Origin of the sequence: Streptomyces sp. NPDC002181, from assembly GCF_042890485.1 — a bacterium.
GTDB lineage: Bacteria > Actinomycetota > Actinomycetes > Streptomycetales > Streptomycetaceae > Streptomyces.
The window spans coordinates 116,152-134,997 of sequence record NZ_JBIASC010000002.1; the positions used below are offsets into that span (position 1 = coordinate 116,152).

General features: G+C 67.4%; 19 protein-coding genes and 3 pseudogenes. 10 read left to right on the forward strand and 12 right to left on the reverse strand.

What is annotated here, in order from left to right:
• Positions 1–193: 193 nt before the first annotated feature.
• The gene (locus tag ACFYXV_RS06735; RefSeq protein ID WP_389382201.1) at positions 194–931 is read left to right on the forward strand and encodes a DUF1775 domain-containing protein; all 738 of its coding nucleotides are present in this window, start codon (positions 194–196) and stop codon (positions 929–931) included.
• Positions 932–999: 68 nt separating this feature from the next.
• Here the strand turns inward: ACFYXV_RS06735 and ACFYXV_RS06740 are convergent, their stop codons facing one another.
• From ACFYXV_RS06740 to ACFYXV_RS06750, 3 genes are all read right to left on the reverse strand, one after another.
• Complete coding sequence (locus ACFYXV_RS06740) at positions 1,000–2,277, reverse strand: MFS transporter (RefSeq protein ID WP_389382202.1); 1,278 nt, start codon at positions 2,275–2,277, stop codon at positions 1,000–1,002.
• On the reverse strand, positions 2,274–3,368 hold the full coding sequence (locus ACFYXV_RS06745; protein ID WP_389382203.1) for a PLP-dependent cysteine synthase family protein: 1,095 nt from the start codon (positions 3,366–3,368) through the stop codon (positions 2,274–2,276). Before ACFYXV_RS06745 ends, ACFYXV_RS06740 begins: the two co-directional genes overlap by 4 nt.
• A 152-nt stretch (positions 3,369–3,520) precedes the next feature.
• Positions 3,521–3,928 (reverse strand): hypothetical protein, encoded by a 408-nt coding sequence (locus ACFYXV_RS06750; RefSeq protein WP_385469006.1) that lies wholly within the window; start codon positions 3,926–3,928, stop codon positions 3,521–3,523.
• Positions 3,929–4,206: 278 nt separating this feature from the next.
• Here ACFYXV_RS06750 and ACFYXV_RS06755 point away from each other — a divergent pair, with 278 nt between their 5' ends.
• Positions 4,207–4,641, forward strand: a complete 435-nt coding sequence (locus ACFYXV_RS06755) for an NUDIX domain-containing protein (RefSeq protein WP_389382204.1) — start codon at positions 4,207–4,209, stop codon at positions 4,639–4,641.
• A 121-nt stretch (positions 4,642–4,762) separates the two neighbouring features.
• On the opposite strand, the gene ACFYXV_RS06760 is transcribed toward ACFYXV_RS06755, so the two are convergent.
• Positions 4,763–5,200: an NUDIX domain-containing protein gene (locus ACFYXV_RS06760; RefSeq protein ID WP_389382205.1), complete on the reverse strand. Its 438-nt coding sequence runs from the start codon at positions 5,198–5,200 to the stop codon at positions 4,763–4,765.
• 29 nt (positions 5,201–5,229) lie between these two features.
• Entirely contained in the window at positions 5,230–5,397 is a 168-nt protein-coding gene (locus tag ACFYXV_RS06765) for an SDR family oxidoreductase (protein ID WP_389382206.1), read from the reverse strand.
• A gap of 95 nt (positions 5,398–5,492) precedes the next feature.
• Between ACFYXV_RS06765 and ACFYXV_RS06770 the strand changes: the two genes are divergently transcribed.
• Positions 5,493–6,350 (forward strand): hypothetical protein, encoded by an 858-nt coding sequence (locus ACFYXV_RS06770; protein WP_389382460.1) that lies wholly within the window; start codon positions 5,493–5,495, stop codon positions 6,348–6,350.
• On the opposite strand, the gene ACFYXV_RS06775 is transcribed toward ACFYXV_RS06770, so the two are convergent.
• The 3 genes from ACFYXV_RS06775 to ACFYXV_RS06785 all read right to left on the reverse strand — a co-directional run bounded on the left by ACFYXV_RS06775 (position 6,341) and on the right by ACFYXV_RS06785 (position 8,577).
• Entirely contained in the window at positions 6,341–7,186 is an 846-nt protein-coding gene (locus ACFYXV_RS06775; RefSeq protein WP_389382207.1) for an aldo/keto reductase, read from the reverse strand. The two genes, ACFYXV_RS06770 and ACFYXV_RS06775, sit on opposite strands and share 10 nt — an antisense overlap.
• On the reverse strand, positions 7,120–8,331 hold the full coding sequence (locus ACFYXV_RS06780; RefSeq protein ID WP_389382208.1) for a JmjC domain-containing protein: 1,212 nt from the start codon (positions 8,329–8,331) through the stop codon (positions 7,120–7,122). The genes ACFYXV_RS06775 and ACFYXV_RS06780 overlap by 67 nt, the downstream gene beginning before the upstream one ends.
• 90 nt (positions 8,332–8,421) lie before the next feature.
• Entirely contained in the window at positions 8,422–8,577 is a 156-nt protein-coding gene (locus ACFYXV_RS06785) for a hypothetical protein (protein WP_389382210.1), read from the reverse strand.
• 796 nt (positions 8,578–9,373) lie between these two features.
• On the opposite strand from ACFYXV_RS06785, the gene ACFYXV_RS06790 reads away from it, so the two are divergent.
• The gene (locus ACFYXV_RS06790) at positions 9,374–10,675 is read left to right on the forward strand and encodes a helix-turn-helix domain-containing protein (protein ID WP_389382461.1); all 1,302 of its coding nucleotides are present in this window, start codon (positions 9,374–9,376) and stop codon (positions 10,673–10,675) included.
• Here ACFYXV_RS06790 and ACFYXV_RS06795 read toward each other — a convergent pair.
• Both ACFYXV_RS06795 and ACFYXV_RS06800 read right to left on the reverse strand, forming a co-directional pair.
• Positions 10,645–11,178, reverse strand: a complete 534-nt coding sequence (locus ACFYXV_RS06795) for an NUDIX hydrolase (protein ID WP_266782126.1) — start codon at positions 11,176–11,178, stop codon at positions 10,645–10,647. The two genes, ACFYXV_RS06790 and ACFYXV_RS06795, sit on opposite strands and share 31 nt — an antisense overlap.
• Positions 11,179–11,524: 346 nt before the next feature.
• Positions 11,525–11,766: pseudogene (locus ACFYXV_RS06800) on the reverse strand (GNAT family N-acetyltransferase); the annotation flags it as partial.
• Between ACFYXV_RS06800 and ACFYXV_RS06805 the strand changes: the two are divergent.
• The 3 genes and pseudogenes from ACFYXV_RS06805 to ACFYXV_RS06815 all read left to right on the forward strand — a co-directional run.
• Positions 11,767–12,284 (forward strand): annotated as a pseudogene (locus ACFYXV_RS06805) (MFS transporter); the annotation flags it as partial.
• Between the two features lie 25 nt (positions 12,285–12,309).
• Positions 12,310–13,332 carry a hypothetical protein gene (locus tag ACFYXV_RS06810; protein WP_389382211.1) on the forward strand — a complete coding sequence of 341 codons (1,023 nt, stop codon included), beginning with the start codon at positions 12,310–12,312 and terminating at the stop codon, positions 13,330–13,332.
• 469 nt (positions 13,333–13,801) lie between these two features.
• On the forward strand, positions 13,802–14,311 hold the full coding sequence (locus tag ACFYXV_RS06815; protein ID WP_389382212.1) for a hypothetical protein: 510 nt from the start codon (positions 13,802–13,804) through the stop codon (positions 14,309–14,311).
• 290 nt (positions 14,312–14,601) lie between these two features.
• Here ACFYXV_RS06815 and ACFYXV_RS06820 read toward each other — a convergent pair.
• Positions 14,602–14,766: pseudogene (locus ACFYXV_RS06820) on the reverse strand (pirin); the annotation flags it as partial.
• A 94-nt stretch (positions 14,767–14,860) separates the two neighbouring features.
• Between ACFYXV_RS06820 and ACFYXV_RS06825 the strand changes: the two are divergent.
• From ACFYXV_RS06825 to ACFYXV_RS06835, 3 genes are all read left to right on the forward strand, one after another.
• The gene (locus ACFYXV_RS06825; protein ID WP_389382213.1) at positions 14,861–16,015 is read left to right on the forward strand and encodes a tyrosine-type recombinase/integrase; all 1,155 of its coding nucleotides are present in this window, start codon (positions 14,861–14,863) and stop codon (positions 16,013–16,015) included.
• 163 nt (positions 16,016–16,178) lie between these two features.
• Positions 16,179–16,412, forward strand: a complete 234-nt coding sequence (locus ACFYXV_RS06830; protein WP_158734305.1) for a helix-turn-helix domain-containing protein — start codon at positions 16,179–16,181, stop codon at positions 16,410–16,412.
• Between the two features lie 298 nt (positions 16,413–16,710).
• Positions 16,711–17,616: a tyrosine-type recombinase/integrase gene (locus ACFYXV_RS06835; RefSeq protein WP_389382214.1), complete on the forward strand. Its 906-nt coding sequence runs from the start codon at positions 16,711–16,713 to the stop codon at positions 17,614–17,616.
• A 553-nt stretch (positions 17,617–18,169) separates the two neighbouring features.
• Here the strand turns inward: ACFYXV_RS06835 and ACFYXV_RS06840 are convergent.
• Positions 18,170–18,778 (reverse strand): hypothetical protein, encoded by a 609-nt coding sequence (locus ACFYXV_RS06840; RefSeq protein WP_389382215.1) that lies wholly within the window; start codon positions 18,776–18,778, stop codon positions 18,170–18,172.
• Between the last annotated feature and the right edge of the window lie 68 nt (positions 18,779–18,846).

Consider the following 18,846-nt stretch of genomic DNA (forward strand, 5'->3'; position numbering starts at 1 on the left):
ACGGCGGAGGCGGGCGCCGATGATGAACCCGACATGGACTTGGACGTGCGGCCGGTGGCGGCGACGACGCTCTGTCACGCGGTGGTGCGCAGAGGGCCTCCCGCCAGAGGTGCAGGAGACGTTCCCCTGACCCCGGCGGGCCCTTCGGACGCAGTTCGAGGCCCGTCCCGCGTACCGAGAGGGTTCCTCCATCATGAACAGGTCACACACCCGGCTCCGGCTCCGCAGGCTGGGCCTCGCGGCAGTCGGCGCCCTGGTCGTCGTGGGCGTCGCCGCCGGACCGGCAGCCGCGCACGCAGGGGTCACGGCCTCCGATCCGCGTGCGCTCGCCGAGAACGTCACGCTGTCCTTCACCTCCGAGGCCGAGTCGGAAACCGCGGGGATTTCGGAGTTGCGGGTGGTGCTGCCGAAAGGCATCGCTCCGGACGCCGTGGCGGTGAAGGACGCCCCCAAGGAGTGGAAGCTGACGGCCACCCCGGACGGGTACTCGATCGGCGGCCCGGCTCTGGCGACCGGTACGGACGCCGAGTACAGCATCACCGTGCGCCAGCTGCCGGACGAGAAGTCCCTGGCCTTCAAGACGCTGGAGACCTACGGCGACGGAAAGGTCTCCCGCTGGATCGAGGTGCCCGCCAACGGCGAAAAGGTCGACAATCCCGCCCCCGTGCTCGAACTGAAGGCCGCAGCTCCAGGAGCCAAGTCGGCCGCTCCCGGTCCCTCGCCGTCACCGGCGACGAGTTCTGCCGCCCCTTCCGTTCGGCCCTCGGCTGAGGCTCCCACGGCGCCCGGTGCGTCAGCCGGCACGCAGGCGACCGGCGACGAGGATTCGGGCGGCGGCGCAGGGGCCGTCGTCGGCGTGATCGCCGCCGTACTGCTGCTCGCTGCCGCCGGCGCCTTCTGGTGGGTACGCCGCAACCGCAGCCGGGCCTGACGGCACCGGCAGGGGGCTGGGCCTCGGCGCCGGGGCGGGTACTCGCCCGTACCTGCCCCGGCTCGTGGTCAGACCGGTGCGGGTACGGGCTCGGGTGTGGCCGGCCTGCCCGTGCGGCCGAGCGCGGCGAGCGCCGCGGCGCAGCCTCCGCCGACCAGGGCGAGGACGAGCCAGGGCAGGGCCGGAACGCCGGCGGTCCGTGCGGTGTCGAGGAGTGCGCCGGTGACCAGGTTCCCGAGCGTGATGCCGATTCCGCAGACGGTGTTGTAGAGGCCGTAGTGCGTGGCCACCCAGCGGCCTCCGGCGAGGGAGACGATCGTGTCCATCTCGAACGGACAGAGGACGGCGGTTCCCAGGGCGAGGAGTGCCGCGCAGAGCAGGAGCGGGGTGACGGTGAGGGCCGCCGACCACGTGTGTGCAGCCTGCGGGTGGCCGACCGTGAGCAGGGGTGGGAGGAAGGCGGCGGCCATGACGGCCGTGCCGGCGGTCAGACAGCGTGCCGGTGTCCAGGCGGCCTTGCACCAGGCGGTGATGCGGAGCTGGCCGACGAGGGCGACGAGCCCCGAGACGACGAACAGCGCGCTCGTGGCCGCGGTGGCGAGGGGGCCGTCGCCCGTGAGGCGCCGGGTCTCCAGCGGCAGGGCCAGGTACACCTGGAACGACAGGACGTACGAGCCGGTCATGGCGAGGGAGAACAGCCAGAACGGCTTGTTGCGGAACACGGCGCCGGCCTGCTCGCGCAGGGCGGGCCGGTCCTCGCGCGGCGCCGCGGTGTTCTCCGGGAGGCGGCGCAGTTGCAGCAGGGTCAGGCCGGCGAAGAGGGCCGAGGCGACCGCGCAGGTGGTGGGGAAGGAGACCGAGGTCAGGGCCAGGCCGACGAGGGGGCCGAGCAGGATGCCGGTCTGGTAGAAGACGTTGAAGAGGGCGAAGGCGTCGACCCGGCGCTCCTGCCCGGCCTGGGAGGCCAGGTAGGCCCGTACCGCGGGGTTGAACAGGGCCCCCGCGAGGCCCGTGGCGGCGGATGCGGCGATCAGGGCGGGCAGTGATTCGGCGAAGGCGAGGGCGGCGAAGCCGACGGTGCGCAGGGTGCAGCCGGCGACGATGAGGGGCTTGTGGCCGAGGCGGTCGGCGAGCATGCCGCCGACGAGGAACATGCCCTGCTGCGAGAGGTTGCGTACGCCCAGGACGAGGCCGACCGCCCAGGTGGCGAGCGCGAGACTGCCGGAGAGGTGGGCGGCCAGGTAGGGCATGAGCATGTAGAAGCCGAGGTTGATGGTGAGCTGGTTGACCAGCAGCAGCTGCACCGTGGTATCGAAGGAGCGGTACTGGCTCCAGGTGCGCTTCACCGGGCGGCTCCGATGGCGGAGATGCCGGCGGTCGGCATGGGGTCGACGACGGTCGAGCACCGGGTCCAGCGGGTGACTTCGCAGCCGAAGGGAGAGACGAGCGTGTCCGGTTCGGCGGGTGGGGTGGTGCCGAGCAGCCGGTTGGCCCGGCAGTAGTCGTCGTTGAAGACGGTGTCGAAGTAGCGGTGCGGGCCGTCCGGGAAGACGGCGGCGATGCGCGTGCCCACGGGCTGGGTACGGGCGATCCAGCCTGCGACGAGGGCTACGGCCCCGACGCTCCAGCCGCCGGTGGCGAACTGGCGCTCCGCCAGGCGGCGTGCGGACCATACGGCTTCGGCCGGGGCCACCCAGTGGACTTCGGCGAAGGCGCCGTAGTCGACGTTGCGCGGGTAGATCGAGGAGCCCAGACCCCGCATGAGCCGGGGTCGGGCCGGCTGGCCGAAGATCGTGGACCCGATGGTGTCGACACCGACGAGCCGCAGCCCCGGGGTGCGCTCGCGCAGGCCGCGGGCGATGCCGGCGGAGTGGCCGCCGGTACCGACCGCGCACACGAGGAAGTCGATGTCGCCCAGCTGCTCGGTCAGTTCACGGGCGAGGGTGCGGTAGGCGGCGGCGTTGTCGGGGTTGTGGTACTGGTCCGGGCACCAGGAGCCGGGGTGCCGGTCGAGGAGTTCCGCGACCTTCTGCCGCCGGGCCTCCTGCCAGCCCCCTTCGGGATGCGGCTCGCGGACGACGTGGAGTTCCGCGCCGTGGGCGGCCAGCATGCGCTCCATGATCGGTTCCATGCCCGGGTCGGTGACCAGGTGGACCGGGTGGCCGTGGAGGACTCCGGCGAGGGCGAGACCGAGACCGAGCGTTCCCGAAGTGGACTCGATGATCGGGGCGCCGGGGCGGAGCTCGCCGCGTGCGCGGGCCCGGTCGGTCATGTGGAGGGCTGCGCGGTCCTTGATGCCGCCGGGGTTGAAGCCTTCGAGCTTGGCCCAGAAGCCGCGCGGGGCGGTGGCGAAGGGTTCGCCGATGAACAGCACGGGGGTGTTGCCGACCGCTTCGAGCACGGTGTGCGGGGCGGCGGGCAGGGACGGTTCGGTCATGGTGCGGTTGTCCTTCGTACGGCACGGCGCACCGGCGCAGCCGCCTACGGGCGACACGGGACGGCGTCAGGCCATGCTGGAACCGGAGTGAGCGCGGAGGCGTCCCGGGCCACGGCGGCATGCGGCCGCGCGGGCGGGGAAGCCCGGACCGGTCAGGTCCGGGTGACGCACACCTTGCAGAGCAGGGCTCGTCCCGAGTCGGCTGCCGGTGGGGCGGCGGACGCGTCCGCAGCCGCAGTGCCGATACCGGCTGCGGGCGGGACCACCAGTACGGCGGAGGCGATTTCGGCCGGGGCGGCGGGGGCGCGGAGTTCCGGCACCGGGGCGGCGACGTGCTCGTCGTGGACGTGGGCGCACGGCAGGTCCCGATCGGGACAGCCACCGGTCATCACGGTGCTCGCGCCCGTCACGCGGTCAGGGACGGCGACGCGATGGTGGCCACCGCTGTCGCACACGCTGAACAGCAACGCGACCAGGGCCGACGCCACCAAGGCGACGACCCAGGCACCGCCATGGCGGCGGTCACGGGACCACGCGGGATTCCACACAGTGATGGTCACGTTACCTTGAGTCGCCACCCGATGCCTGACAGGCGAGCCGATCGGGAGGAGCACGGATTCCTCTCCTACGAAGGAGATCCGCTGCTGACGCCAGCCCGAAGGGAGGCCGGGCGCTTGGTGGGCGAGCTTCAGTCCACCCCGCGCAGGTAAAGATCACCCGTACGCCTGCGCCGGTCCGCGGACAGCCGAAACGATCAGCGCCCGCGGACAGACAGTCCCGGCCTCCACGAGGCCTGGCCCCCGAACCAGTCCCCGCACCCCAAGCCGAGGTCGCCGCCATGCCCGAGAAGGTCACGAAGGAAAAGGTCCTCGTTTACGTCGTCCGTGACGGACACCTGCTGGTGCTCCGCCACACCGACTACTCCTACGAGGAGGTCGGCATCCAGGTGCCCGCAGGCAGCATCCGCCTCGGTGAGAACCCGGAAGCCGCTGCTCTGCGCGAGGCCCGCGAGGAGACCGGCCTGTCGGACTTCAAGATCGTCCGCAAGCTCGGCGAGACCGAGTACGACATCAGCCCGTACCGGTTCGAGATCCAGCACCGGCACGTCTTCCACTTGGAGTTGACCGAACCCACGCCCGACAGGTGGATGAGCCAGGAAGACCACGACGGCGAGCAGGAGCCGACCCACTTCGAGTGCTTCTGGATCCCGCTGGAGGCCGCGCACATTCTCCAGTCCGGCCAAGGCGCGCTGCTGGGGCGTCTGTCCGACTAACCACTGGACGTGGGGGCGGGGACGTCCTCACAGCAACCAGCGGCCGCAGCACACCGCAGGAGCCGTCAGGGCCGACGCAGCTCGGCGCCGGTCCCGACGGCAAGTCCACAAAGACGAACAGCTACTTCGCAGGCTCGGCTCGAAGGCTGCCGGCGCCGATGGCGCCCCGGAGGACGTGGGCGATCTCCTCGGGCTTGAGGTCGATGCGGTCGAGCCCGTCCACAGTCAGCGGGATCTCCTCCAGCGCGTACTCGCCCCGGCCCTCGCCGCTGAACTCGGGCCCGGTGCGGTCCTCGAAGGACCAGGTGACGATGCGGGCAAGGTAGAAGAGCTGACGCTCGCCGTCCGTCTGCATCGTGTGGAGGTGCCGGACGATGTCGGCCTTCCCTGCGATCTCCTCGTGGATCTCCCGATGGAGTGCGGCCTCCCTCGACTCGTCACTGGGTTCGACGCCCCCGCCTGGGAGCACCCAGTACTCAGGGATGTCGGGCTTGGTGCGGCGGATGACCAGCATCGTGTCGTCAGCGGTGACGAGGACGGCGCGGACTCGTTCCTTCATCTCGGTCTGTCTCCTTGCTTGTTGGCGTCTCAGTGCAGCAGCCAGCCTCCGTCGACGTGGACGGATTGGCCAGTGATGAACGAGGCGGAGGGGCCCGCGAGGAACGCCACCAGGGCCGCGACGTCTTCGGGCCGGCCACGGCGGGGGACGCACTGGCGCTTGATCTGGTCCTCCGGCCGCGTACTTCCAACGGGCATCGACGAGAGTGAGGTTGAAGCTCTCTGTGTTGACGGACGAATCGTTCCAGTGGGCTTCCTTCTGCTACGGTCATCCGTTCGCCAAGGAGGTCGTGATGACTGGTTCCCTGCCCGTTGCTGCCCAGGCGGATCTGCGCCGTCAGCCGGTGGAAGACGTGCTGGAGCGCGTAGAAGCGGCTCTGCGTGTGGAATTGGATCGGCAGACTCTGGTACGCAAGCGCCGTTCCTTGGGCGGTCGTACGGAGCGGGGTACATGGGTGCGCATCGAGCGGCGGGGGTTCGAGCGGATCGGCGCGCAGGGCTGGAACGGGACCGAGGCCGCCGCGGTGCTGCAAGGGATCGCGATGCCTGAGTGGTACCAGGGCGTGGCGTGGCGCGAGCCGGGCGAGCCGGTGATGTGGCGCGCAGATGAGCTGGAGCTGACTGCGTCGCCGCCTGTCGGCAAGGGTGCCCTGGTGCTCGCAGACCCGGGCTTGCCGGATGCGTGGTGGGAGGCGCTGACCTCTTCGCTGGACGCCCTTGCCGCACAGCAGACGCCGCGGATCGCGACCCCGGACACAGTGACGATCACGCAGGAGGAGGTGACGCAGACCCTCGGGGAGGTCTTCCCCGGCATCGCCGATACGCAGATCGAGCAGTGGGCGCCGGCTCATGCGGATCTGACCTGGGCCAACGTGATGGGACCGGAGTTCTCCATCATCGACTGGGAGGACTGGGGCATGGCGCCCCGGGGCTTGGACGCCGCAACGCTGTGGGGCAACGCGCTGGCCGTCCCGGCGCTCGCGGACCGCGTTCACCGAGAGCGGCGTGCGGACTTGGAGAGCCGGGACGGCAAGCTGATGTCCCTGTTCTTCCTGTCGAAGATCGTCGGCCCTCACGCGTACGAGGAGGATCCGCTGCTGGCACCGGCCCGGAAGGAGGCCGAGCGGCTGGTGGCCGAGCTTCAGTTCTGACGGTGTGAGTGGAGGGCGCGGAGGTAGCGGCTGACGGCGGCGGTGTCCACCTCGGCGCCCAGGGCTTGGACCAGCTGAGCCAGGTGTCTGGGGTTGTCGGTGCCGACGGCCACCGCACTTGCGCTGGGCAGGTGGAACGCGGTCCGGAACGCCGCCTGTATGCGGGACAGGTTCCCGTGATGCGGTCGCAGGAACGGGCGAGGGTCGAACTCCTCCCACACCTTCCCGTGACCGCCGCCGAAGGGGCTCATGCCCCAGGTCTCGCCCGCTCTCCAGACATCGCGTAGGACGGCCGTGTCGTCGAGCAGGTCTATCCCTGCGAAGAACCCTGCTCGGACCATGAGGACATCCGGAGATGGCAGGTCGTCCACCCGGACCACGCTGACCAGCCGGGGATCCCAGGAAGCCACACCCCAGTTCTGGCACAGACCGTCGCGGGCGGCGTCGGCCAGGGTGGTGCAGGCATCGCCGAGAAGGGCGTGAGCATCGGCCGGAGACTGGCCCGTCAGGCTCCGCTCCGGGTTGTGGAGGAGCACGGTGTCGGGTTCCCTGCCGAGCTCCCGGGCAGCTTTCTCGACGGCGACGCGCAGCCGCACCGGGTCTAGGGAGTGCTCTGCACCTTCAGTACCTGGAAAGAAGCCGACCTTCGTGGACAGGGTGAACTTCGGCAGCAGATCGGCCGCCGTCTCTGCCAGCACCGAGTGCGAGCGAAAGCCGAGGTAGGGAGCCGCGGTGTCCAGGGCGGTGACGCCGAGCTCGAGCGCGGCCGTCAGGATGTCCCGGTGGTGACGAGACCGGTGTAGGCCGAGGACAAGGCGGGGGTCAGTTCCGTGCACAGTTCCTCCTTCAGCAGGATCTCGGCGAGCTGTTCCACGTCCAGGCCGGTCTTCTCGGCGGCGCCGGCGATATCGACGGGATGGCCGCTCAGCAGCAGCGCAAGGGCGGGGTACGCCTTGCCGGTGAACGTGAGCTTCTTTCCCGCGGCGAGCACGTCCACGGTGTCGCGGCGCTGCTCGATCACGGGCTCGAAGTCGGTGACGCACACGACGGCCGCAGGCTTGCCGAACAGACCGGTGGCCGGGACGTGCCGAGCGGCAAGGCGTTCGCGCTCGCGGGCATCCAGGAAGTCCTGTGGGGTCAGCTTCGTAGCCATCTCGGCGACGGCGTCGGCCAAGAGCCGCTGCTGCCCATCCCACTGGCCGGGCGAGTTCCAGCGGTCCAGGTCGTACCGGAACAGCTCCTTCGTGCGGGCCTGGTCGGCGAGCCAGGCCAGCCAGTTCACGCCGACACGCTTCACGATGCCGAAGGTGGCGTGCAGGCTGTAGCCGTCGCCCTGGTCGTCCCGGGTGGCCTGGTGCCAGAAGCCGCGCGGGATGTGCATCACGTCGCCCGGCTCCATGGCGCCCTGCCAGACGATCTCGTCACTGGGCTCAGAGTTGGGGGCGGAGTCGCGATACATCGGAGCCTTGCGCGAGCTACCGCGGACTTCCCAACTCTTTCGGCCGGCGAGCTGGACGATCACGACATCGTGGTCGTCCCAGTGGAGCTTGAAGCCGCTGGCGTCCTGGGTCGTCAGGTAGGCGTTGACCTGAACCAGCTCACGGGCCCACCACTGGAGCGCACGGCAGGTGGCTTCCATGGCCGGGTCGAAGAAGTCGACTTCGTCCAGAACCATGGTGCAGCCTTCGCGCATCAGCGCACCGACACGGTGCATGTCGGCCATGGGGATGGCCTGTCCCCGCCGGGTGACGGAGGGGTGGATGTAGCGGCCAGGGTGCAGTTCGGCGCCGTCCTGGAAGATGCGGAACTGGGGGGTGGTAACGCTGCGGCGCATCACCAGGTCCAGCAGCTTCCTGGGGTTGAGCAGGCGATCGAGCAGATTGAGATCCTCGATCGCTCCCCGGGCGAAGGCGGCTCCGAGTTCCCTCGGGCCGTCCCAGCCGAGGGCTTTCTCCATCGCGGTGACGAAGTGGTGGTCCACGTGTTCCTCCGGTCTGCGTGATGGGCGTGAGGGCCGGGGGCCCGCCGTGGATGACGAACCCCCGGTTGGTGCTTTGGCGTGCTGGTGGTGCTACTCCTGCGGGAGGTTCAGGCCGTCGCGGTTCTCGCCGTCGTCGCCCGCGGAGGTGCCGGTGGAGTCGGACTCCGCCGCCGCAGCGGTGAAGCGGTCCTGGACCTTGATCAGGCTCGCGACGCCGACCAGCAGGTCTTCCTTCTGCGCTGCCATGTGTGTCTCCACTTCCTGGAATTCCAGGGCCGACGGGTGCCGGCCCAGCCCCGATGGGGCGTGCCTCACCAGCCCTGCTGTTTCGGGCCTGCGAGGAGATGGAGGTGGCGCGAGGCCACGGTCGAGTGAACGGGTTCTCCCTGAGGCCCGTCGACGGTCAGCGTCTGGGATCACCGGCGATGGCCAGGGCGACCACCAAGACAGTGACGGCAACGGCGCAGAGGAGTACGGCGAGCTGTTCGCGCCAGCCCCGCCGTGCTCGACCACGCACCCGGGTCTCCCGCTCTAAGGGGGCCATCACTGTCGGAAGGCGGTCACTACGCCGCCCCCGGCACGATGGATGCCGGCCGAAGGGCACGCGCCGACGACGCCTTCCGTCCACAGCGCGGGCACTCACATGGGGGGTATCGGCCGGGATTGGAGAGGATGTCGAACGGGTCACCTTCCAGGACCCTTGTGCCCGGCGACCACGTCCGGCCCGAGTCCCGCGACACCCGGATGCTCATCAGGACGCGGGGCTCTATGCCCAGGTCAAAGGTTTCACTGAGGGCCGTTCGCTCGGTGTCAGGGGTGCCCGCCGAATCGTTCAAGGCGGTCATCCTCGGTCGCTTCGCCATGTGCAGAAGGATCGCGATCAGTGCGATGCGGCAGAAAGGCCCAGTGGATTACCCAACTTGGGTAACATCACCGTCCGTTGAGACCTTGAAGCGATCCGTAGTCTTCCTCCGGAGCGTGCCCGTTGCCCGAGTCACGTCGCACGAAGGAACTCCCGGCGACTCTGCTCACCGATCCCGAGATGATCGACGCGTGCCGGGTACGTGACTTCGCTCAGGTCTTTCGCTTGGTCAAGGCTCGTGCAGGCATCTACCCGTCGATGATCGCGCGCCATTGCGAGCTCACGCCGAGCCGGGTCGGTGAAGTGATCGCGGGCCGGCGGCAGCTCCTCCACATGGACGTGATCGAGCGGATTGCCGACGGCCTGCGCATCCCGGGGCACATGCTCGGGCTTGCCCGACGAGAGTGGGAAACGCCGGCCGTGCTCACGGTCGCCGAGCGGGAACCAACGGAGCCCGTGCACCCGCCCGCTGAACCCCGGCGCCTTGCGGCCTTACCTGGGGTCGACGTGGACAGCATCCTTGCCATGGCGGCCGGGAGCAGCCCGAGCCCTTCCACTCTCCAAGCGCTCCGGTCGTCGATCGAGGACTACTGGCGACGCGACGACGAGCACGGAGGGGAGACCCTTCGACCGGCCGTCGTCGGCCAGCTCCGATACGTCGAGGGGCTACTGAAGGACCGCCGGCCGACGCCGATACAGCACGGCCTGTACGGCGTCGCGGCGGAGCTGGCGCGGCTGACCGGGTGGACGTACTTCGATGCTCGGCAGTACCACCAGGCCCGCGCGTACTTCTCGGAAGCTCTGCAACTGGCCCGGGAGATTGACGACCATCCCTTCATGGCCAACGTGCTGGCCTGCATGAGCCTGCAAGCGACCTACCAGGACAAGCCTGCGGATGCGCTGGCATTGGTGTCTGCTGCCCAAGACCAAGCCCGCGCCGCTAGGGGGACGACGCCGAGGGTGCGGGCGATGCTGGCCATGCGCGAAGCCTTCGCCCACGCGACCTTGGGGGACCGGAAGGCTACGCACACAGCGATCTCGGAGGCCCACAGCCAGTTCGAGCGCATCCATGACGGGGACCCGGACCCGGCATGGGTGACGTACTTCGATGAGCCGAAGCTCATCGTGGACACCGGCATTGCCCACGGCCGTCTCGGCGAGGCGGCGATCGCCGAGCCTCTGATCGCGGATGCGCTGGCACGGGAGGATCCTGCGAACCAGCGCGGCCGGGCGTTCCATGCCTTCTGGCTGGCCCGTACGCAGCTCCAGCGGGGCAAGCTCGACCAGGCTTGCCACACCGCGATAGAGGCGCTGGTTCCCGCCGCAGCGGTGTCGTCCGAGCGGGTGGCCGGGCACCTTCGCGAGTTCTACGAGCAGCTTGCGCCCTATCGCGAGGTGCCGGCCGCGGTTGCCTTCGAGGCACGTCTACGAGCGGTGCTTCCCCCGCCGGGTCAGCGGACCCCTTCGTCCATCAGGACGTAGAGGAGGCCGACGAGAGAGCCGCTGCTGACGATCTCGCGGCGGTCGATCATGCCTCGGATGTTCGCCAGCGGAATCCACTCGACCCGGTCCGACTCGTTCTTCTCGGTCGGCGGACCGTCGTACGTCGCACCGTCCGCGCGGAACAAGTGGTGCTGGGAGTCCGTGATGCCGTTCGCCGGTTCGGCGTAGATCAGCGGCTTCATCGGGCCGGGACGCCAGCCGGTCTCTTCAAGGACTTCACGGGCAGCAGCCTCGCCGGGGGTCTCGTCCGCCTCCACCAGGCCCATGGGCAGCTCCCAGGCCCACGCATCCGTGATGAAGCGATGGCGCCACATCATCAGGACCTCTTGGCGGTCGTTGATGACAGCAGCCACGGCTAGGTGGCGGAGCTTGACGACGTGGTGTTCCCAGCGGTTCCCGTCCGGCGTTTCAACATCAGTGAGCCACAGGTTCACCCACTTGTTTTCGTAGATCGGACGTTCACCGTGGATCTTCCACTGCATCGCTGCGGCCCCTCTCGATCGGCCTCCAGCATCGCAGAACCAGTTTGAAATGAAGCCTGGTTCGGGCAATTTCACGTCACAGTGACGAATATGGACGGGGTCCTGTCTGCACTCTGGCGCTGCGGCTGGACCCGGCCAAGGAGACAGCGAGAGTACGAGTCCGGTTCGAGGTCCCGAAGATCAGGGCAGGAATAGGATCACCACGAAAGGGACCGCCCAGCGGGGCTTCCGCGCACTCGGCACCGGTGAGCCGCTACCCGCCCAAGGCCCAGGCCGGTCGACTCCTCGCCTCCAACGGCGGCCTACCCCCACCCCGGCGGCTTCGTGCGATGCACTCATCGTCGCGTCAGGTGATGTGGGGACTGCGTCGTTCGAGGAGGACCACGTCACGCCAGCGGCCCTGGTGGCGGCCGATGCGTTCGCGGGTGCCGATGATGCGGAAGCCTGCGCGCCGATGGAGGGCGAGGCTTGCGGCGTTCTCGGGGAAGATGCCGGACTGGATGGTCCAGATGCCGGCCGCTTCGGTCGAGCGATGAACGCGTCAAGTAGCACGTGGGCTTCCCCTTGGCCGCGGGCCGCCGGGTGGACTCGGCCTTCACCCTCTCCAGCTTCGCCATGTACGCGTGGTCATCGGCCTGATCCCGCTCCTCACCGAGCGCGGCGTCAGCGCGTCAACAGCCTTCTGGGCACTAGGACTCGGCGGAGCAGGACAGACCTCGGCCCGCGCCTCCGTCACGACCCGCACAGCCACCCTCATCGCACTCGGCGGCGCAACCACGGCCGCCCTCACCCTCATCCCATGCTCGATGCCCATGCTGGTCGTCCTCGCCGTCCTGGCAGGGATCGTCCGCGGCAATCTCACCCTCCTCCAGGCCACCGCCGTCGCCGACCGCTGGGGCACCACGAACTAAGACCGCCTATCGGATCTCCTGGGCGCCCCCGCTCACATCGCCGCAGCCCTCGCCCCATGCGCAGGCGCCGCACTCGCCGGACCGCTGGGCGGCTACGCACACCTCTTCGCCGCCCGGGCCGCTCTGTTACCCATCTCGACAATTCTTGCGGTCATATGCCCAATGGAGGTGCAGACGGCGCGTAACTGGGGATAACCCGGGCGAGACGAAGGGAGTACTAATGAAAGAGAAGTCTCTGCAACAACTCCTCGAAGAGGCCCGCCGTCAGATCGAGGTCACCGACGACGAGCTCGCCGAGGCAAAGCGCCGAAGACAGCTCCTGGCCAATGCACTTGGACGTGCTTTCCCAGGTTCAGCCATCTACTTCAATGGAAGTGTCGCCCACGGTGACGCCAACACTCCCCTGACCGATGTCGACCTCGGCGCCAAGCTAAGCCCGGAGGACGCGCAGGGATTCGGACCCGACGGCGACGATGCACTCTCCCTGATGGATCGCGCGCGGGACGCGATACGCGAGGATCTGGCCGACGAGTTCCCCAAGCTCACCGTAGAAGTCGCGGGGCGACGACGTGCCGTGCTCGTGCGTTTTGGCGACCCGGTGACCGCGGGCCAACCGGACTTCACAGCCGACGTGATGACCGCGATCCCGCACCCTTCCGGCAAGGGCCTCGTCATTCCCAACATGGAGATCGCCGACAAGTGGGACCGGGCCGATCCGATCACGCACACCGAGATGGTGCTGGATGCCATCGACAAGACAGAGAACACGTTCGCCCGGACGGTGCGACTGCTAAAGCACTGGAACTGCACCCACAGCAAGCCGCTCTGCTCCTGGAACATCAAAGCGCTCGCACTGGAATGCATCACGACCCCGATGCCACTGGCCGAGGCACTCCAAGCCTTCTTCATCCACGCGGCTCAGAAGCTCAAATCCGGGCAGACTGACGACCCGGCCGGTGTCGCTGGCCTCATCCCGCTCAACCTGCCGATCGGCGAGGTCCGCAAACGGCTCGACACAGCCCGGGAATACATTGACCTCGCCATAGAGCACGAAGCCGAGAACCGACCGGTGAGCGCCCAGCACGTTCTGAGCAAGATCTTCCCCGAGATCGTTCCGGATGCGGACCCGACCCAGGAAGAGGCCGCCCGCCTCCGCCGGGACGTGATCCTCACCGGGAGTGCGGCATCCGGACTCGGGCTGGCGGGCCCTCGAGTTACCACCACCCGGGCCTGGGCACCGTAGTGATGGGGATCTGGTACGGGGTTCAGCCTGCCTGGTGGTCCCCACTGGAACGGGACGCTCGGCATCGCTTCGGCGACGACCTCCGGCATGCGTACGGCAGAGGTCGGCTCACCTATCGGTTGAACGGACTCGACGTGATCGGCGAGCCGGCTCCTGTGCCAGTGACCGTCCGCTTCTTCGACGAGCCGCCCTACCCCACGTTCGGGCAGCGCCCTCGGGACTTTCCGCGGGTCTACGCAAAGGCCGGCGCCGCATCAAAGCACCGGCACGGCGCGGACGACGCCCTGTGCCTCTGGCAGCCATACGATCCTGAGGAGCGGCGGTGGACAAGCTCGAAGGGCCTCCTCGACCTGTTCGAGATCGTCCGGACTCATCTGTTCATCGAGCACTGGTGGCGCCTCACCGGTGGAGACAACGGGGGCGAATGGCTCATCGAGGACGCACCACACGGCCTGCCAGGGAGTAGCACGTGGGCACCGTCGTCATCATCTCGGCCACGCCGCAGGCGGGCAGCTGGACGTGGGCCCAGACCACCGCTTTGATCGTTCCCGTCATCGCACTGGTCGGCGTCTACATCACCTTCACCCTCAACCAGCGTGCAGCACGGCGTGAACGCCGCTCCAAGACGTTCGCCGAAGCGCTGACGGCTGTCGAGGAATATCTGGAGATGCCGTACCGCATACGCCGACGGCCGACTTCTCCAGACGCCCGACGGGAGCTGACCGACGAGGCCAGTTCCCTTCTCGCCCGCATGACCTTCCACCACGCCTGGCTCCAGATCGAAGCCTCCAAGGTCGCCGAACCGTACGCCGCCCTCGTCGCCGCCGCGCGCTCCGAGGCTGGCGTCCACATGAGCGAGGCGTGGCAACAGCCTCCTATCGAGACAGACAGTGGCATGAACCTAGGGACCGCCTACCCCCGCGACCGATCCAACTCCGCACGCGCCACATGCATCGAAGCCATGCGTCAAAACCTCTGACAGTGACGCTCCGTACAGGGTGGCGCGCCGGATCTGCGAGCCCGTGCCACGCCTTCTTCACGGCCGCCGCAAGACAGTCACCCACCTGACGATTCATCACCAAAGTCAGCATTGGGTCAGCATTGGTCCTGGCAAAGCTGACCCCAGCTGGTCATACCTGGGAAACGTCGAGGGCTCCGAGAAGAGCCTTCGGAGCCCCCGTCGCCCGCGCCGCCGAAACGATCTCCGTGCGGAGTGCGGCCTCGCCCCGACTGATCTCGACTCGTCGATCCGTTCCAGGAAACCGCAGGTCAGCGCACCCGTCCGCGCGCCTTCAGGGGCCCCGGCGGGAGTGCAGGCGCCGGGATCGGAGGGCCGTCGTAGCCCTTTACTTCGCCGTAGCGGGTGCCCTCCATCCAGTCCTTCCGGGCCTGTACGATCTCCTCGTTGCTCCGGCCAATCCAGTTCCAGAACATCTCGGTGCAGCACGGCGTTTTCGCAGGTCAAATGGGTCCCGGATCGCTGACGGTCAGCAAACTGTCAGCATCGGAATCCGAGGAGGCCGCAGCGATGGCCGCCAAGACGCTCCCGCGAGGCATGGGCAGCTTCTTCAAGGAGTGCGAGCACTCCCCTTCCCGGTGGGCCAAGTGCCTCCACCCCTACAAGGTCCGCTACAGGGACGTCGGCGGGAGACAGGCCGAGGAGTCGGGGTTCGCCACGGAGGACGAGGCGATCAACCGTTTGGCCGCTCTCTACAAGGCCAGGAAAGCTGCTCCGAGGCACAACGCCAAAGCCGAGCGCATCGCGAAGTACGGTCCCATGCAGCTGCGGGAGTACACGGCGGAGTGGAAGGACGGCCAGCGACACCTGGCGCCGGCGTCCCTCAGTCACCTGGACTCACTCCTGCAGCACCACATTTTCCCGGCCCTCGGCAGCCGCAGGATGAGCAGCTTCGACCACAAGGTCGTCGACGGGTTCATCCGCATGATGGAGCGAAACGGTGTCGGCCTCGCAGCCCAGTCGAATGCCTTCGACAAGTTGAAGTCGATCCTCCTCGACGCACATCGACTGGGACTCTTCGACGACAACCCGCTCGAAGGAGTCAAGCCTCCCCAGTACGACCCCAAGCGGGCCGTGATCCCCTCCCCTGAGCAGCTCCAGGCGGTACGTGTCGCCGGCGACGACACCCTCACGCTCCTGGTGGATCTGATGAGCGGCTGCGGCCTCCGTAACGCCGAAGCGGCCGCAGTGAACCTCAGGAACCTCGTGGCCGATGACGTCTACCGCGTGACGGAGCAGGTCAACCAGACCACGAAGACGTACGACCGCCTCAAGCACCGGAAGGCCGGCGAGTATCGGGACGTCCCGCTGCCGGCACGGACGAGGAACACCATCGAGTGGTACGCCGATACGTACGGCAACGTCAACGGCTACCTGCTTCGCCACCCCCGTGACCCCACACGGCCCTTTCAGCCCTACCTGCTGCAGAACCAATGGCAGCGATTGAAACGACGGGGCGATCTCGACATACCCGACGGCATGGTCATCTACAGCATGCGCCACTTCTTCGCCTCGAACTGCCTGCGGCACAACATCCCCATCACCGACGTCGCCGAGTGGATGGGGCACAACAGCATCGAGATCACGTTCAAGATCTACCGCCACCTCATGCCCGGCTCGATCGGTAGCGCGGCCAAGCTCCTGGACCTGGGGCTCACCGCATGAGGCTGTGCGTTTCGCTGGCACGGCAGCCGGTACGGTCACGACCGCTCCGCACGCCGCTCACTGTCGAAGACTTCCTCCAAAGAGCACAGGTACCCGACGCGCAGGATGCCCTCCCTACATAGCCGACGATCCCCGGTTTCCGAAACCGGGGATTCTGCGGACCATGGCAAAGCAAGAACGCCCAGTCCGCGACGAAGGGAGCGGCATGCCAGCGCAGTTCATGACAGCAAGGGAACTGGCACAACACCTGAACATGTCGGTTCCATGGGTGTACCGCGAGGCAGCCCGAGTCGGCCTGACTGCATACAAGTTTGGCACCGGGCGCAACGCCAAGATGCAGTTCCGCGTATCCGAGGTCCAAAGATGGATCGACCAACAGAGCGTCCCACTCAACTGAGAGACGCAATACGTTCACGACCGACTGCACACAGGACCAGATAGAAGAAGTTGTGACAGCAAGAAGCCTGCCCCGGGGAATGGGAACCTTCTTCAAATCCTGCGACCACCCGATGAGTAGATGGTCGAAGTGTTCCCACGATTACAAGATCCGATACCGCAACCCCTCGGGACGCCAAACTCAGGAGTCCGGATTCGCCACCCAAGACGCAGCCATGAGAAGGCTCACCGAGGCGTATCGGGCAAGGAGGGGCACGGGAAGACAGTCAAAGGCGGAACGCGCCACAAGATACGGACGGATGACGTTCTCCGAGTACGCCACCGAATGGCGAGGTGGCCAAAGACATTTGGCAGAGTCCTCCGTCAGGCAACTCGACTCGCTTCTCGGGTGTCATCTGCTGCCGTTCTTCGGCAGTCGACGAATGGATTCATTCGATCACAAAGTTGTGGATGAATTCGTGCGACACATGGAAGCGCACGACGTAGGCTCAGCCGCTCAGTCAAACGCCTTCGACAAGCTCGCCACCATCCTTCTGGACGCTCACCGCCTAGGAGTCTACGAAGAAAGCCCGATCATTGGGGTCCAGCATCCCCAATACTCCCCCGCGCGCGCAGTGATTCCTACGGCACCCCAGCTGGCATCGCTACGCGGCCAGGGCGACGACTCCTTCCGCCTACTCGTAGACCTCATGAGCGGCTGCGGCCTGCGCAACGGCGAAGCCGCCGCGGTCAACCTGAACAACATCGTGGCCGATGACGTCTACCGAGTCACCGAGCAAGTAAACCAAACCACACGGAAGTACGGCCCGATCAAACATCGAAAGAAAGGCGAATATCGCGACGTCCCGTTGCCGATGCGAGTCAGAGAGACGATCGAATGGCATGCCGAGAATCACGGCACCACCGACGGCTACCTACTTCGACACCCTAAAGACCAAGCCCAAGCATTCCAGCCGTATTTCTTTCAGAACCAATGGCAGCGCCTTCGTAAGGCACAGGCTCTCGACATCCCCGACGGCATGGTCATCTACAGCATGCGCCACTTCTTCGCGTCGAACTGTCTAACTCATGGCATTGCGATCACGGATGTAGCCGAGTGGATGGGGCACAAAAGCATCGAGATCACGTTCAAAACCTACCGACACCTCATGCCTGGCACCCTCGGGCAAGCCGCGAAGCTCCTCGACCTTGGCCTGGCAGCTTGAACTCACCAACCGGGCTGGCCTGCGGAGACAGACCTGCAGACCGGCGCTCCGGCCACGTGAGAGCGCCGGTGACGTCGTCTGCTGCCGCTGCACTCATTCTGCGGCGGAAACCGAACCGGGTGACCAGGTGCCGCACTTCCTGTGGCTGGGGGCCAGACGCCTGCGAGCAGGGCAGCGTGGTGGGCCCGCTCAGGTCAGGACGTGACTGGGTCAGCGCCTGCCGCTCCGAGCGCGCCGCGATCTCGCTTGTGCGACACGGTCGTGCCGAACTACCTGGCCGACACGTCGTACACATTCGGCCGGTAAACGCTCCTTGAACGCCCTTGGCGATGGACAACATCCTCGTGGCGCTCAGCGCCGTTCCCGTTCGTTGCTTCCAGGGGGTTGTCGGTGGCCAAGCGCGTGGCGAAGAAGGGCAGCAGCAGGCCCGTACGACTGACTGCTGGTCGGCTACGGGATGGATGGCCTGCCCCCAGGAGCACCCGCGTACGACTGGCAACGGCGGCCGACACGGACGCCGTGGACGCGCTGCTGGAAACGGCCGGGGTCCGGCTCATGCCCATGTCAGGCCATACGGCGACAACGGGTCGGTGAACACCAGGCAGTTATCGGCGTTCGAGACGATCTCCACATCGTTGTTGACCGCATCCCGCAAGACGATCTTGGGTTTGGGTCCGTCCGCGGCGAATATGAGGTTCTTGAACCGGCCGGTGGGCCCCTTCTTGAACTGGGCTTCGTACTCGGCCTCTTCCAGCCGCTCCAGGGCATCCCGGGCTGGCCCCAGCAGGCTCTCCACACACTCGCGGCGCGCGGCCCACCCACCGCCTCCAGACATACCGTTTCGGCGCCAGTAGTCACCGAACGAAGAGAAGTTGCGGAACGGCAGCCGCGGAGGCTCCATTCCCAGGCGTTCCAGAACGACCCTATGGGCCTTGATCGCAAGCATCACGGACTCGTCGTCCAGGCGCTGACCGCCGCCTGTCCCGCAGGTGGTGAAGTCCTCATGGAGGAGCCTGGTGAGGGCCAGTCCCACCTCCAGGTCCGACCGATCGGCAAGAGGCCCCCGCCGTAGGTCCTCCACCAGCTGCACGTCGAGCGTCAGGGAACCATGTCCGCCGAACCAACTACCTGGGCGAGCCTCGAAGAAGTCCTCCGGATCCATCCGTGCCCCCCTGTCCTATGCCTGCCTCTCGCCCATGCTCGCACCTGCTACTGACTACGACCCCTGCC

Bases quoted from the DNA above. Each gene is read 5' to 3' on its own strand.
- ACFYXV_RS06735 (WP_389382201.1), top strand. From the start codon at position 194: ATGAACAGGTCACACACCCGGCTCCGGCTCCGCAGGCTGGGCCTCGCG.
- ACFYXV_RS06745 (WP_389382203.1), bottom strand. From the start codon at position 3,368: ATGACCGAACCGTCCCTGCCCGCCGCCCCGCACACCGTGCTCGAAGCG.
- ACFYXV_RS06755 (WP_389382204.1), top strand. From the start codon at position 4,207: ATGCCCGAGAAGGTCACGAAGGAAAAGGTCCTCGTTTACGTCGTCCGT.
- ACFYXV_RS06760 (WP_389382205.1), bottom strand. From the start codon at position 5,200: ATGAAGGAACGAGTCCGCGCCGTCCTCGTCACCGCTGACGACACGATG.
- ACFYXV_RS06765 (WP_389382206.1), bottom strand. From the start codon at position 5,397: ATGCCCGTTGGAAGTACGCGGCCGGAGGACCAGATCAAGCGCCAGTGC.
- ACFYXV_RS06770 (WP_389382460.1), top strand. From the start codon at position 5,493: ATGACTGGTTCCCTGCCCGTTGCTGCCCAGGCGGATCTGCGCCGTCAG.
- ACFYXV_RS06785 (WP_389382210.1), bottom strand. From the start codon at position 8,577: ATGGCAGCGCAGAAGGAAGACCTGCTGGTCGGCGTCGCGAGCCTGATC.
- ACFYXV_RS06790 (WP_389382461.1), top strand. From the start codon at position 9,374: ATGATCGACGCGTGCCGGGTACGTGACTTCGCTCAGGTCTTTCGCTTG.
- ACFYXV_RS06795 (WP_266782126.1), bottom strand. From the start codon at position 11,178: ATGCAGTGGAAGATCCACGGTGAACGTCCGATCTACGAAAACAAGTGG.
- ACFYXV_RS06810 (WP_389382211.1), top strand. From the start codon at position 12,310: ATGAAAGAGAAGTCTCTGCAACAACTCCTCGAAGAGGCCCGCCGTCAG.
- ACFYXV_RS06825 (WP_389382213.1), top strand. From the start codon at position 14,861: ATGGCCGCCAAGACGCTCCCGCGAGGCATGGGCAGCTTCTTCAAGGAG.
- ACFYXV_RS06830 (WP_158734305.1), top strand. From the start codon at position 16,179: ATGGCAAAGCAAGAACGCCCAGTCCGCGACGAAGGGAGCGGCATGCCA.
- ACFYXV_RS06835 (WP_389382214.1), top strand. From the start codon at position 16,711: ATGACGTTCTCCGAGTACGCCACCGAATGGCGAGGTGGCCAAAGACAT.
- ACFYXV_RS06840 (WP_389382215.1), bottom strand. From the start codon at position 18,778: ATGGATCCGGAGGACTTCTTCGAGGCTCGCCCAGGTAGTTGGTTCGGC.